We start from the raw sequence: 13,798 nt of genomic DNA on the forward strand, positions 1-13,798 counted from the left end.
TCCCCGTTTATTTGGAGCTTTTGATTGATGACAAAGCAAAACAAAGGTATGACTCAGGACGTGATCGCGGCGCAAAACGCGACGGTTTTGGCAGTGGCGCATCGCGGCGTTTGGGCATCGGCGCCGGAAAATTCGCTGGCGGCGCTGCGCGAGGCGATTCGTCTGGGCATTGATATCGTGGAGATTGATGCGCAATTGACGGCAGATAGCCACGTTGTCGTGATTCATGATGACACGCTCGATCGTACGAGCGATATGCGAGGTCGCATTAGCCAGATGACGCTTGCGGAAGTCCGTCAGGCTCGTTTGCGCGGGAGTGACGGCGGCTCGGCATGGCCATTGAGTGACGAAAAGGTGCCGCTGTTGTATGAAATTCTCGAAGAGGCGCGAGGGAGAGTTGTCATCAATGTGGATGTTAAACATGAGCACGAATTTGGTGTGATCGCCCGCGATATTCGCGATAAAGGCCTGAGTGCGGGGGTGATCATGAAAAGCCCGGTTGATCTTGCTTCTGCCCATTTTCCCATTACATCGCCGTCGCGGGGTACCCAGATACCCTATATGCCGATGATTCACCTCAAACGGGGGAAAACTGTTGATATTCTACGGCAGGTTGATGATGTTGGCATCGCGATTGTTGAAGCCAATTTTGATCATATTGATGCGGTGACCGAAGCGTATGCCGAGTTTCAACGGCTTGGGGTGCGGATTTGGGTGAACACGCTGGATTGCTCGCATTCTCTCGACTATAGCGACACGCGCGCCTTAGCGGACCCTGACGCCGTATGGGGAGCATTAATTCAGGCTGGGGTGGGCGCGATACAGGTCGATCACGTCGACGCGTTTATCGATTTTCGGTCAACGCTGTCACGCTGACGCATCAGGATTAGCATCAAGCAGGACGCCGCTTTCCTTTTGAAAAGTGTAAAGTTATGTGGATTTAGTAACTGAAAAGTTAAGAATGCTTGAAAATGCCACGGCAACCCATACGATGTATGTGTTGCAAACTTTATCTTTCTGCGAGAGGAAATCAGACCTTTATGATGCGTATTGCGCTTTTCCTGATCACCAACCTGGCGGTGATGTTGGTTTTCGGGCTGGTACTCAGCCTGACGGGAATTCAGTCCAGCAGTGTCCAGGGCTTAATGATTATGGCTGGGCTGTTTGGCTTTGGCGGTGCGTTTGTTTCACTGCTGATGTCTAAATGGATGGCGTTACGGTCCGTTGGCGGTGAAGTCATTGAACAACCACGTAACGAAACCGAACGTTGGCTGATGGAAACCGTTCGTACACAGTCACAGCAGGCAGGGATCGCGATGCCGCAGGTGGCTATCTACCATGCGCCGGACATCAATGCCTTTGCGACGGGCGCTCGTCGTGATGCATCGCTGGTGGCGGTCAGTACCGGTTTGCTGCAAAACATGAGCCGTGACGAAGCGGAAGCGGTTATTGCGCATGAAATTAGCCACATTGCGAATGGCGACATGGTGACCATGACGTTGGTGCAGGGCGTGGTTAACACCTTCGTTATCTTTATCTCTCGTCTGATCGCTCAGGTCGTTTCCGGTTTCCTGTCCGGCAATCGTGATGAAGGGGAAAGCAGTAACGGCAACCCGCTGGTTTATTTTGCTGTTGCGACCGTGCTGGAACTGGTGTTTGGTATTCTTGCCAGCATCATCACCATGTGGTTCTCACGCTACCGTGAATTCCATGCGGATGCGGGTTCAGCCAAGCTGGTGGGGCGTGAGAAAATGATCGCTGCACTGCAACGCCTGAAGACCAGCTATGAACCGCAGGAAGAGAGCAGCATGATGGCTTTCTGCATTAACGGAAAATCGAAATCCTTCAGCGAACTGTTTATGTCTCACCCGCCGTTGGATAAGCGTATTGAAGCGCTGCGTTCCGGCGATTATCTAAAGTAATTCACGATATTTTCTTCCCAAAGGCCCGTTCGGGCCTTTGTTATTTCTGCGTTTATTGATCCGGCAAACCCGCGCTTTCTCTGTTCATGTGTTTTCATTAGATCTGAAACAGGTGGTGAAAACATGAAGAATGTTTTATAAAATAAAATCACGATCACGGAAAAATGAAACATTGTTTCTATAATGCCGATATAACAGGCGTCTCGCGTGAGATTGGTGGCCTGATTTTTGAACAACCGCTGTCGGGGTAACTCGCTTGTCGGGCGGTCGGAATGTCAGGTTATCGAAGAGTATGCGCGTGTGGCGTCAGATTCTTCATGATAAGTTCTAAGGATTTACGGATGGCCAAAGGTAACAAGATCCCCCTAACGTTTCATACCTATCAGGATTCAGCAACTGGCACCGAAGTTGTGCGTTTAACCCCGCCCGATGTTATCTGCCACCGCAACTATTTCTACCAGAAGTGCTTCTTCAATGACGGCAGCAAGCTGCTGTTTGGCGCGGCGTTTGATGGCCCGTGGAATTACTATCTGTTGGATTTAAAAGAGCAGAGCGCTACGCAGCTGACGGAAGGCAAAGGCGACAACACCTTTGGCGGTTTCCTGTCCCCGAATGACGATGCGCTGTATTACGTTAAAAATACCCGTAATCTGATGCGTGTCGATCTGGAGACGCTGGAAGAGAAAACGATTTATCAGGTGCCTGACGACTGGGTTGGCTACGGCACCTGGGTCGCCAACTCCGATTGCACCAAAATGGTCGGTATTGAGATCAAAAAAGAAGACTGGAAACCACTGACCGATTGGAAAAAATTCCAGGAATTCTACTTCACTAACCCTTGTTGTCGCCTGATTCGTGTCGATTTGGTTACGGGCGAAGCGCAGACTATCCTTCAGGAAAACCAGTGGTTGGGTCACCCAATCTACCGTCCGGGTGATGACAACACCGTGGCTTTCTGCCACGAAGGCCCACATGACCTGGTTGATGCCCGTATGTGGTTCATCAACGAAGATGGGACCAACATGCGTAAAGTGAAAGAGCATGCTGAAGGCGAAAGCTGCACCCACGAATTCTGGGTACCAGATGGTTCAGCGATGATTTACGTCTCTTACCTGAAAGACGACAGCAATCGCTATATCCGCAGCATCGATCCGGTTACGCTGGAAGATCGTCAACTGCGCGTCATGCCGCCGTGTTCTCACCTGATGAGTAACTATGATGGCACGCTGTTGGTCGGTGATGGTTCCGATGCGCCGGTCGACGTGCAGGACGATGGCGGCTATAAAATCGAGAACGATCCGTTCCTGTATGTTTTCAACCTGAAAACGGGCAAAGAACATCGTATTGCACAGCACAATACATCCTGGGAAGTGTTGGAAGGTGATCGTCAAGTGACTCACCCGCATCCTTCTTTCACACCGGATAATAAACAAGTCCTGTTTACTTCTGACGTAGATGGCAAACCTGCGCTGTATCTGGCGAAGGTTCCTGATTCAGTCTGGAACTAATAATACTAATAAATCCGCGTCACATTTTATGACGCGGATTATTTTAAAATATTTGCTTACATATTATTTTATTAATTCTCTGACGCGGTTATTTCTCAAACTTAACTTGATTATCGTTGTTGTTCCATTGCCATAATCAAAGCGTTCCCTTTATACTAAAACCATTGTTCTATTTTTTTTAAAACAAAAAAAACTGAGTAGGGTAACCACAAAAATGGCTATTGCAGATTTAGATAAACAACCCGATTCCGTGTCGTCCGTTTTAAAGGTTTTTGGTATTTTGCAGGCATTAGGTGAAGAAAGAGAAATTGGTATTACCGAGCTTTCTCAGCGAGTCATGATGTCCAAGAGTACCGTTTACCGCTTCTTGCAGACGATGAAATCCCTGGGCTATGTCGCGCAGGAAGGTGAATCAGAGAAATATTCGCTAACGCTCAAGTTGTTTGAACTTGGGGCAAAAGCATTGCAGAACGTCGATTTAATCCGCAGTGCGGATATACAGATGCGGGAGTTGTCTACGCTAACGCGGGAAACGATCCACCTTGGCGCGTTGGATGAAGACGGCATCGTTTATATCCACAAGATTGATTCGATGTATAACTTGCGGATGTATTCTCGTATTGGTCGCCGTAATCCGCTGCACAGTACCGCAATCGGTAAAGTGCTGTTGGCATGGCGCGATCGTGGCGAAGTAGAAGAGATTCTGTCGACAGTTGAATTCACTCGCAGTACGCCACACACGCTATGTACTGCTGAAGATCTTCTCAACCAATTAGACGTTGTTCGCGGACAAGGCTACGGAGAAGATAACGAAGAGCAGGAAGAAGGGTTGCGTTGTATCGCTGTGCCAGTATTCGATCGCTTTGGCGTTGTGATTGCCGGCCTCAGTATTTCTTTTCCGACGATTCGTTTTTCGGAAGAAAACAAACACGAATATGTGGCTACACTGCATACTGCCGCCAGAAATATCTCTGAGCAAATGGGCTACCACGATTACCCGTTCTGATATTCGCTATTGATACCTGAGCCTGTCCTTACCGACAGGCTTTTTTATGGCGTGTCATCCCCCGGCCGCCAGCCAGCGGGCCGTCGCAAGCGACGTTGAAAAACGTTCCCCACGTTTTTTTACCAATACCATAGCGATGCGTATCAATACGATATGGAACGGATAGGGTTGGGTATCGAATTTGGCTACGTCACGGTGTTAAGATAGCCCACAGGTACCTGTCATCAGTGGTTATAAGTGGAGTCGTTGTGAACATATTAGAAGTTGTTTTTGTCTTGCTGGTTGTGCTGCTGGCCGCGCTGATCTGGTTTTTTGTTAATCGGGCGAGCGTCAGAGCGAATGAGCAAGTGAAATTGCTGCAAGAGATTGTAGAGCAGCAACGCCAGCAGTTAGCGTTATTGAAAAAATTACTGCCCCAGAATGCAGAGAAAAGTACACCTGAAACGCTTACCGCCGATCTCGAGAGTGATGATGTGGAGTTAACGTTTAAAAGTGTCATTCCTGAACGTTAATGGCACCGTCATGGTATCGCGTTTAAATCTCTATCCTTTGCCCGCTCGCGTCATCCTTCGTGAACGAGCATGGTTATAAAAATGAAGAAGGCTTTACAGGAAGCACAAAAACAACATGGCAAATGCGCAAAACAACACAGCAAACAATCAACAGGAACTGGTTTTAAAACGAGGGTTAAAGAATCGGCATATTCAACTGATAGCGCTGGGTGGCGCGATTGGTACCGGCTTGTTTTTAGGGATATCACAGACTATCCAAATGGCTGGACCGTCCGTTTTATTGGGTTACGCGATTGCCGGAATGATTGCGTTTCTGATTATGCGACAACTGGGCGAGATGGTGGTGGAAGAACCGGTAGCGGGTTCGTTCAGCCATTTTGCCTATAAATACTGGGGTGATTTTGCAGGCTTTCTGGCGGGCTGGAACTACTGGGCGATGTTTATTCTGGTAGGAATGGCTGAACTGACGGCCGTGGGGATTTATATCCAATACTGGTGGCCTGAGACGCCAACCTGGCTGTCCGCCGCAATATTCTTCGTACTTATCAACCTGATCAATCTGGTGAATGTGCGGATGTTTGGGGAAACTGAATTCTGGTTCGCCATTATCAAAGTGCTGGCCATCGTCGGGATGATTGTCTTCGGCAGTTGGCTGCTGCTGAGTGGTAATGGCGGCGAAACGGCAACGGTGCGTAATTTATGGATCCATGGCGGATTCATGCCGAATGGCGCAAGTGGATTGATCATGGCCATGGCGGTGATTATGTTCTCATTCGGTGGTCTGGAATTAGTCGGTATCACTGCGGCAGAAGCTGCCGATCCGAAACGTTCTATTCCTCAGGCGACCAATCAGGTGGTCTATCGTATCCTGATTTTCTATATCGGCGCGCTGTCTATTTTGTTATCGCTTTATCCGTGGGGAAATGTCGTTGGTGGCGGTAGTCCGTTTGTTCTTATCTTCCATGCGCTGAATAGCAATATGGTGGCAAACGTACTGAACATTGTGGTACTCACGGCGGCATTATCGGTTTACAACAGCGGCGTGTACTGTAATAGCCGGATGCTGTACGGTTTGGCAAAGCAGGGAAATGCGCCGAAGTCTCTCGCGAAGGTCAATGCGCGTGGTGTCCCCGTTCGCTCTATCGCGTTGTCAGCCTTAGCGACATCGTTCGGTGTCGCGATCAACTACCTGATGCCAGGCAAAGCTTTTGAGCTGTTGATGGCGCTGGTGGTGTCGACGCTGGTGATTAACTGGATCATGATCTGCTTTGCACATCTGCGTTTCCGTCAGGCGATGATGGAGAAGGGGATTGTTCCTGCATTCAAAGCCTTCTGGTATCCGTGGGGCAACTACCTGTGTCTGGCGTTTTTGGCGGGGATTTTGGTGATTATGCTGCTGTCGCCGGGCATTCGCATTTCGGTCATTTTAATTCCGTTCTGGATTGCCGTTATTTGGCTGGGATTCCGACTTTCCCGTAAAAATAACGGGGCGCTGAAGTCGGCGCAAACACAGTAAACACGTCCGTGGCCTGTTTATCATGCGGTAACGATTTGCAGGCTACCCATCCGGCTTTAATATACTCGTAATACTTCAAGTTTCATGTGCGTTGGCCGCGTTCACTCACCCGAATCACTTACCTGAGTAAGCTCATCGGGATTCCTTCTCTTGCCGCCTTCCTGAAACTCGAATTATTTGGAGTATACAGCACTTATAAGGTGTATTATTGTCCCCGACGTTATCCATGTCACGCTAGTGCACGCCTTTAGTCGTGTGCACCATGTGTATATATTTCACAGAGTACAGAGGAATAGCATGGTTAACACTTTTGATTTTCAATTGATAGACGATTTTTTGCATGTGAGCTTTCGTGTGGTTCACCACTGTAAATAAGGGAATTATAATGCCAGTTATCACCCTTCCTGATGGAAGTCAGCGTCATTACGACCACGCCGTTTCTCCCCTGGATGTTGCACTTGATATTGGTCCCGGCCTGGCAAAAGCCTGTATCGCCGGACGCGTCAACGGCGAGCTGGTTGATGCCAGCGATAAAATCGATACCGATGCGCAGTTAGCTATCATCACTGCCAAAGATGAAGCGGGTCTGGAAATTATTCGCCACTCCTGTGCGCACTTATTGGGCCATGCGATCAAGCAACTGTGGCCAGATACCAAAATGGCGATTGGTCCGGTTATCGACAACGGTTTTTACTATGACGTAGATATCGACCGTACCCTGACTCAGGAAGATATTGAGCTGCTCGAAAAGCGTATGCACGAGCTTGCTGACACTGACTATGACGTCATTAAGAAAAAAGTCAGTTGGCAGGAAGCGCGCGATGCCTTCGCTGCGCGCGGTGAGACCTACAAAATGGCGATTCTGGATGAGAACATCAGTCGTGATGATCGTCCGGGTCTGTACCACCATGAAGAATACATCGATATGTGCCGTGGCCCGCACGTACCGAATATGCGGTTCTGCCACCATTTCAAATTGCAGAAAACGTCGGGGGCTTACTGGCGCGGCGACAGCAAAAACAAAATGCTGCAACGTATCTACGGCACGGCATGGGCGGACAAAAAGCAGTTGGCTTCTTACCTGCAACGTCTGGAAGAAGCGGCGAAGCGTGACCATCGCAAAATCGGCAAACAGCTGGACCTGTATCACATGCAGGAAGAAGCGCCGGGTATGGTGTTCTGGCACAATGACGGTTGGACGATCTTCCGCGAGCTGGAAGCATTTGTGCGCATGAAGCTGAAGTCGTACCAGTATCAAGAAGTCAAAGGTCCATTCATGATGGATCGCGTGATGTGGGAAAAAACCGGTCACTGGGAAAACTACAAAGAAGCGATGTTCACGACCTCATCAGAAAACCGTGAATACTGCATCAAGCCGATGAATTGCCCGGGTCACGTACAGATTTTCAATCAGGGGTTGAAATCATACCGCGATCTGCCGCTGCGTATGGCTGAGTTTGGTAGCTGTCACCGTAATGAACCATCAGGCTCTCTGCATGGCTTAATGCGCGTGCGTGGCTTTACTCAGGACGATGCGCACATCTTCTGTACGGAAGAACAGGTTCGCGATGAAGTGAATAGCTGCATCAAGATGGTGTATGACATGTACAGCACCTTCGGTTTTGAAAAAATCGTGGTGAAGCTGTCTACGCGTCCTGAAAAACGTATCGGTAGCGATGAGATGTGGGATCGCGCTGAAGCCGACCTGGCCGCCGCGTTGACTGAAAATAACATCGAATTTGACTATCAGCCGGGTGAAGGGGCGTTCTACGGTCCAAAAATTGAATTTACCCTGCATGATTGTTTGGATCGTGCGTGGCAGTGTGGTACGGTGCAACTCGACTTTTCATTACCGGGTCGCCTGAATGCGTCTTACGTTGGCGAAAGCAACGAACGTCAGGTGCCGGTTATGATTCACCGGGCTATTTTGGGATCAATGGAGCGTTTCATCGGTATTTTGACCGAAGAATTCGCCGGCTTCTTCCCAACCTGGTTAGCTCCGGTTCAAGTGGTGATTATGAATATCACCGATACCCAGTCTGATTATGTCAACGAATTGACCCAAAAACTGCAAGAAGCGGGCATTCGCGTAAAAGCAGACTTGAGAAATGAGAAGATAGGCTTTAAAATCCGCGAGCACACTTTACGGCGGGTTCCCTATATGCTGGTTTGTGGCGACAAAGAAGTTGAGGCAGGAAAAGTTGCTGTCCGTACTCGTCGCGGTAAAGACCTGGGGAGTCTGGATGTCAGTGAAGTCATCAGTAAGCTGCAGCAAGAGATTCGCAGCCGTAGTCTTCATCAATTGGAGGAATAAGGTATTAAAGGCGGAAAACGAGTTCAACCGGCGCGTCCTAATCGCATCAACAGAGAAATTCGCGCACATGAGGTACGCCTGACAGGCGTCGAAGGCGAACAGCTTGGCATTGTCAGTCTGAATGAAGCATTAGAAAAAGCCGAGGAAGCAGGTGTTGATTTAGTTGAAATCAGTCCGAACGCCGAGCCGCCGGTTTGCCGAATCATGGATTACGGCAAGTTCCTCTATGAGAAGAGTAAGGCCACAAAGGAACAGAAGAAGAAGCAAAAAGTTATTCAGGTCAAGGAAATCAAATTCCGACCTGGTACTGATGATGGCGACTATCAGGTCAAACTACGCAACCTGGTTCGCTTTCTGGAAGATGGTGACAAAGCCAAAATCACACTGCGTTTCCGCGGTCGTGAAATGGCGCACCAACAGATTGGTATCGAAGTGCTTAACCGCGTTCGTGACGATCTGAGTGAACTGGCTGTCGTCGAATCCTTCCCAACGAAGATCGAAGGCCGTCAGATGATCATGGTGCTAGCACCGAAGAAGAAACAGTAAGGCACTCAAGTAACAGAACCGCGCTGCTTTTATCTTGCGTTAAGCAAAAAAACTGTGCGGTTTTGTTCGCCTTATCTGATTCGTTTTATTAACAATGCGAAGTGGAAATAAAAATGCCAAAGATTAAAACAGTACGCGGCGCCGCTAAACGCTTCAAAAAAACTGCCGGTGGCGGTTTCAAGCGTAAGCATGCCAACCTGCGTCATATTCTGACCAAAAAGTCGACTAAACGTAAACGTCATCTGCGTCCGAAAGGCATGGTCTCCAAAGGAGATCTGGGCCTGGTTGTCGCATGTCTGCCGTACGCATAAGTAACCTTTTTTTAATTCAGAATAAGACTTTAGGAGAGAGCATATGGCTCGCGTAAAACGTGGTGTAGTTGCCCGTGCACGTCACAAGAAAATACTGAAACAAGCGAAAGGTTACTACGGTGCCCGTTCGCGTGTTTATCGTGTTGCCTTCCAGGCAGTAATCAAAGCTGGTCAGTACGCTTACCGCGACCGTCGTCAACGTAAACGTCAATTCCGCCAGCTGTGGATTGCACGTATCAATGCAGCAGCCCGTCAAAATGGCTTGTCTTACAGCAAATTCATCAACGGCCTGAAAAAAGCCTCTGTTGAAATTGACCGTAAGATTCTGGCTGATATCGCAGTATTCGACAAATTAGCGTTCAGCGCTCTGGTCGAAAAAGCGAAAGCAGCACTGGCGTAAGTCAGTTGAGAGAGGGAGCTTTAGCTCCCTCTTTTCGTCAGATATCATAGATTTTTTATTGTTTTCAACCATTTTTATTCACAAGGCTTCTTGTGATTCTCAAGACTGTGATTCTCAAAACATTGACTTTTAAAACAAGGTAACGCAAGTATGAATGCTGCTATTTTCCGTTTCTTTTTTTACTTTAGCGCCTGAATTCAGGGGGCTTTGCGCGTAAGAAAAGAAACGAAAAGTAGCGCTTGAGCCTCCCTAAGGGAGGCTTTTTTGTTTACGATAATCGGCTTTTGCTATTGTTTTTAGTAATATTTATCGCTTTAGTAAAACGATATTCTTCAATCATGACCGTTGGCCACTTAGGCAGAAAAAGAGGAACACAATGCCACATCTCGCAGAGCTGGTTGCTAAAGCCAGAACAGCTATAGAAGAGGCCCAGGATGTTACCGCACTGGAAAATGTGCGTGTCGAATATCTGGGTAAAAAAGGTCACTTAACCCTTCAGATGACCTCGCTGCGCGAGTTGCCGGCTGAAGAACGCCCTGCTGCCGGTGCTGTCATCAACCAGGCGAAGCAAGACGTTCAGGACGCGCTGAACGCCCGTAAGCAAACGCTGGAATCCGCCGAGTTGAATGCGCGTCTGGCGCAAGAAACCATCGATGTCTCGCTGCCGGGCCGCACGATTGAAAATGGTGGCTTGCATCCAGTGACGCGCACCATCGATCGCATCGAAACCTTTTTTGGCGAACTGGGTTTCTCAGTCGTAACCGGGCCGGAAATCGAAGATGACTATCACAACTTTGATGCGCTGAATATCCCAGGGCATCACCCTGCGCGTGCTGACCACGACACGTTCTGGTTCGATGCGACACGCCTGCTGCGTACGCAGACGTCTGGCGTCCAGATTCGCACGATGGAAAAGCAGCAGCCGCCGATTCGTATCATTGCGCCGGGTCGCGTTTATCGTAACGATTACGATCAGACCCACACGCCAATGTTCCATCAGATGGAAGGGTTGATCGTCGATAAAGACATCAGCTTCACCAACCTGAAAGGTACGCTGCATGATTTCCTGCGTAATTTCTTTGAGGAAGATTTGCAGGTCCGCTTCCGTCCGTCTTATTTCCCGTTTACCGAGCCGTCCGCTGAAGTGGATGTGATGGGTAAAAACGGCAAATGGCTGGAAGTTCTGGGTTGCGGCATGGTGCACCCGAATGTCCTGCGTAATGTCGGTATCGATCCGGAAGTGTATTCCGGCTTCGCGTTCGGTATGGGTATGGAGCGTCTGACGATGCTGCGCTATGGCGTGACCGATCTGCGTGCATTCTTCGAAAACGATCTGCGTTTCCTCAAACAGTTTAAGTAAGGCGGGTATACATCATGAAATTCAGTGAACTCTGGTTACGCGAGTGGGTAAACCCAGCGGTTGACAGTGAAACGCTATCCGATCAAATCACGATGGCAGGGCTGGAAGTGGATGGCGTTGAGCCGGTTGCTGGCGCATTCCACGGTGTGGTTGTCGGTGAAGTGGTTGAATGCGGGCAACACCCGAATGCAGACAAACTGCGTGTAACGAAAGTCAATGTAGGCGGCGATCGCCTGCTGGACATCGTGTGCGGCGCGCCGAACTGTCGTCAGGGGCTGAAAGTAGCGGTGGCGACGGTAGGAGCCGTGTTGCCGGGCGATTTCAAAATCAAAGCCGCCAAGCTGCGTGGCGAGCCGTCTGAAGGCATGCTGTGCTCATTTTCCGAATTGGGTATTTCTGACGATCACGATGGCATCATCGAACTGCCAGCAGATGCACCGATTGGCACGGATATTCGTGACTATCTGAAGCTGGATGACAACGCGATTGAGATCAGCGTGACGCCAAACCGTGCTGATTGCCTCGGTATTATCGGGGTGGCGCGTGATGTAGCCGTGTTGAACCAGTTGGCGTTGAATGAACCCGCTATTGAGCCCGTTGCCGCAACGATTCAGGATACGTTCCCGATTCAGGTTGATGCGCCGCAGGCATGCCCGCGTTACTTAGGCCGTGTGGTGAAAGACATCAATGTTAAGGCAGCAACACCGCTGTGGATGCGTGAAAAACTGCGCCGCTGTGGTATTCGCTCTATTGACCCAGTTGTTGACGTGACGAATTACGTTCTGCTGGAACTTGGGCAGCCGATGCACGCATTCGATCTCGACCGCCTGAATGGCGGCATCATCGTGCGGATGGCGAAAGAGGGCGAAGCGCTTACGCTGCTGGATGGCAACGAAGCCAAACTGAATGCAGATACGCTGGTGATTGCTGATCAGCAGAATGCGCTGGCGATGGGCGGTATCTTTGGCGGCGAGCATTCTGGCGTCAATGAGGCGACGCAAAACGTTCTGCTGGAATGTGCCTATTTTAATCCACTGTCGATTACCGGACGCGCACGTCGTCATGGTTTGCACACCGATGCTTCTCATCGCTACGAGCGTGGCGTCGATCCGGCGTTGCAGCATAAAGCCATTGAGCGGGCCACTCGCCTGCTGATCGATATTTGTGGCGGTGAAGCGGGCCCCGTCGTTGATGTGACCAGCACGGCAGACCTGCCGACGCGTGCAACGATTACGCTGCGCCGTGAGAAGCTGGATCGTCTGATTGGACATGTGATTGCCGATGAGCAGGTTAGTGATATCCTGCAACGTCTGGGCTGTAACGTCGTGAAAACCGACGCAGGTTGGCAGGCAACGGCACCAAGCTGGCGTTTCGACATGGAAATTGAAGAGGATTTGGTTGAAGAAGTCGCGCGTATTTACGGCTACAACAACATTCCGAATATTCCGACTCAGGCTCCGTTGGTCATGACTGCGCATTGCGAAGCGTCATTGTCATTGAAGCGTGTGAAGACCTTATTAGTCGATCACGGTTATCAGGAAGCAATTACTTACAGTTTTGTTGACCCTAAAATTCAAGGATTAATCCACCCTGATGAAGCGTCGTTGAGTCTGCCGAGCCCCATTTCTGCTGAGATGTCGGTGATGCGTTTATCTCTGTGGAGTGGCTTGCTGAGCGCGGCGGTGTATAACCAAAACCGTCAGCAAAGTCGCTTGCGTCTGTTTGAAAGCGGCCTGCGTTTTGTACCGGACAGCAGTGCTGACCTGGGTATTCGTCAGAACCTGATGCTGGCAGGAGTCATTACCGGCACTCGTTATGAAGAGCATTGGGATCTGGCGCGTCAGGCTGTTGACTTCTATGATTTAAAAGGCGATTTGGAAGCGGTACTGGCATTGACGGGTAAACTGTCTGAAATCGAATTCAAGGCCGAAAATAATCCGGCATTGCATCCGGGACAAAGTGCTGCTATTTATCTGGGCGACGAACGTATTGGATTTATTGGCGTTATTCATCCGGAACTGGAGCGCAAGTTGGATCTCAACGGGCGCACCGTGGTGTTCGAACTGTTGTGGGACAAGGTTGCAGACCGCGTATTGCCTGAGGCTAATGAGGTTTCCCGCTTCCCGGCGAACCGCCGTGATATTGCTGTTGTGGTCGCTGAAAATGTCCCCGCAGGAGATATTTTGGCCGAGTGTAAGAAAGTTGGCGCAAATCAGTTAGTTGGCGTAAACTTATTCGACGTGTACCGAGGTAAGGGCGTAGCGGAAGGTTATAAGAGTCTGGCTATCAGCCTGACCCTGCAAGATACCACGCGTACACTGGCAGAAGAGGAAATTGCCGCTACCGTTGCAGAATGCGTAGCAGCATTAAAACAGCGATTCCAAGCATCCTTGAGGGATTGAA

Annotated in this window: 13 protein-coding genes and 1 other annotated feature; all 13 genes read left to right on the forward strand. The window is 49.7% G+C overall.

From position 1 onward, the window contains the following. Nucleotides 1-27 precede the first annotated feature (27 nt). The 13 genes from O1Q74_RS08680 (at nt 28) to pheT (ending at nt 13,797) form a co-directional block, all read left to right on the forward strand. On the forward strand, nt 28-876 hold the full coding sequence (locus O1Q74_RS08680; protein ID WP_271877921.1) for a glycerophosphodiester phosphodiesterase family protein: 849 nt from the start codon (nt 28-30) through the stop codon (nt 874-876). 164 nt (nt 877-1,040) lie between these two features. Beyond that, complete coding sequence (htpX, locus tag O1Q74_RS08685; protein ID WP_263059537.1) at nt 1,041-1,922, forward strand: protease HtpX; 882 nt, start codon at nt 1,041-1,043, stop codon at nt 1,920-1,922. 341 nt (nt 1,923-2,263) lie between these two features. Next, nucleotides 2,264-3,430 (forward strand): oligogalacturonate lyase, encoded by a 1,167-nt coding sequence (gene ogl, locus O1Q74_RS08690; protein ID WP_225087956.1) that lies wholly within the window; start codon nt 2,264-2,266, stop codon nt 3,428-3,430. Between the two features lie 214 nt (nt 3,431-3,644). Beyond that, entirely contained in the window at nt 3,645-4,436 is a 792-nt protein-coding gene (kdgR, locus tag O1Q74_RS08695) for a DNA-binding transcriptional regulator KdgR (RefSeq protein WP_271877922.1), read from the forward strand. Between the two features lie 248 nt (nt 4,437-4,684). Next, nucleotides 4,685-4,948, forward strand: coding sequence for a YebO family protein (locus tag O1Q74_RS08700; RefSeq protein ID WP_271877923.1), 264 nt, complete (start codon nt 4,685-4,687; stop codon nt 4,946-4,948). A 115-nt stretch (nt 4,949-5,063) separates the two neighbouring features. After that, nucleotides 5,064-6,464 (forward strand): amino acid permease, encoded by a 1,401-nt coding sequence (locus O1Q74_RS08705; RefSeq protein ID WP_271877924.1) that lies wholly within the window; start codon nt 5,064-5,066, stop codon nt 6,462-6,464. A 385-nt stretch (nt 6,465-6,849) separates the two neighbouring features. Beyond that, nucleotides 6,850-8,778, forward strand: a complete 1,929-nt coding sequence (gene thrS / locus O1Q74_RS08710) for a threonine--tRNA ligase (protein ID WP_271877925.1) — start codon at nt 6,850-6,852, stop codon at nt 8,776-8,778. Nucleotides 8,779-8,781: 3 nt separating this feature from the next. Beyond that, nucleotides 8,782-9,324, forward strand: a complete 543-nt coding sequence (gene infC / locus O1Q74_RS08715) for a translation initiation factor IF-3 (RefSeq protein WP_072034236.1) — start codon at nt 8,782-8,784, stop codon at nt 9,322-9,324. Between the two features lie 113 nt (nt 9,325-9,437). Next, nucleotides 9,438-9,635: a 50S ribosomal protein L35 gene (rpmI, locus tag O1Q74_RS08720; protein ID WP_004263702.1), complete on the forward strand. Its 198-nt coding sequence runs from the start codon at nt 9,438-9,440 to the stop codon at nt 9,633-9,635. Nucleotides 9,636-9,678: 43 nt separating this feature from the next. Further along, complete coding sequence (gene rplT / locus O1Q74_RS08725) at nt 9,679-10,035, forward strand: 50S ribosomal protein L20 (RefSeq protein WP_005968887.1); 357 nt, start codon at nt 9,679-9,681, stop codon at nt 10,033-10,035. Nucleotides 10,036-10,180: 145 nt separating this feature from the next. Further along, nucleotides 10,181-10,304, forward strand: a sequence feature (Phe leader region). After that, on the forward strand, nt 10,186-10,230 hold the full coding sequence (gene pheM, locus O1Q74_RS08730) for a pheST operon leader peptide PheM (protein ID WP_106120997.1): 45 nt from the start codon (nt 10,186-10,188) through the stop codon (nt 10,228-10,230). (Overlaps the previous feature by 45 nt.) 107 nt (nt 10,305-10,411) lie before the next feature. Next, the gene (pheS, locus tag O1Q74_RS08735) at nt 10,412-11,395 is read left to right on the forward strand and encodes a phenylalanine--tRNA ligase subunit alpha (RefSeq protein ID WP_225087961.1); all 984 of its coding nucleotides are present in this window, start codon (nt 10,412-10,414) and stop codon (nt 11,393-11,395) included. Between the two features lie 14 nt (nt 11,396-11,409). Continuing rightward, nucleotides 11,410-13,797 (forward strand): phenylalanine--tRNA ligase subunit beta, encoded by a 2,388-nt coding sequence (gene pheT / locus O1Q74_RS08740; RefSeq protein WP_271877926.1) that lies wholly within the window; start codon nt 11,410-11,412, stop codon nt 13,795-13,797. Nucleotide 13,798 lies beyond the last annotated feature (1 nt).

The sequence above is a fragment of the Pectobacterium sp. A5351 genome (genome assembly GCF_028335745.1).
Taxonomy (GTDB): Bacteria; Pseudomonadota; Gammaproteobacteria; order Enterobacterales; family Enterobacteriaceae; genus Pectobacterium.

Excerpts from the sequence above, each read along its gene's own strand:
- O1Q74_RS08680 (WP_271877921.1), top strand. The coding sequence starts at position 28 with ATGACAAAGCAAAACAAAGGTATGACTCAGGACGTGATCGCGGCGCAA.
- htpX (WP_263059537.1), top strand. The coding sequence starts at position 1,041 with ATGATGCGTATTGCGCTTTTCCTGATCACCAACCTGGCGGTGATGTTG.
- ogl (WP_225087956.1), top strand. The coding sequence starts at position 2,264 with ATGGCCAAAGGTAACAAGATCCCCCTAACGTTTCATACCTATCAGGAT.
- kdgR (WP_271877922.1), top strand. The coding sequence starts at position 3,645 with ATGGCTATTGCAGATTTAGATAAACAACCCGATTCCGTGTCGTCCGTT.
- O1Q74_RS08705 (WP_271877924.1), top strand. The coding sequence starts at position 5,064 with ATGGCAAATGCGCAAAACAACACAGCAAACAATCAACAGGAACTGGTT.
- thrS (WP_271877925.1), top strand. The coding sequence starts at position 6,850 with ATGCCAGTTATCACCCTTCCTGATGGAAGTCAGCGTCATTACGACCAC.
- rpmI (WP_004263702.1), top strand. The coding sequence starts at position 9,438 with ATGCCAAAGATTAAAACAGTACGCGGCGCCGCTAAACGCTTCAAAAAA.
- rplT (WP_005968887.1), top strand. The coding sequence starts at position 9,679 with ATGGCTCGCGTAAAACGTGGTGTAGTTGCCCGTGCACGTCACAAGAAA.
- pheS (WP_225087961.1), top strand. The coding sequence starts at position 10,412 with ATGCCACATCTCGCAGAGCTGGTTGCTAAAGCCAGAACAGCTATAGAA.
- pheT (WP_271877926.1), top strand. The coding sequence starts at position 11,410 with ATGAAATTCAGTGAACTCTGGTTACGCGAGTGGGTAAACCCAGCGGTT.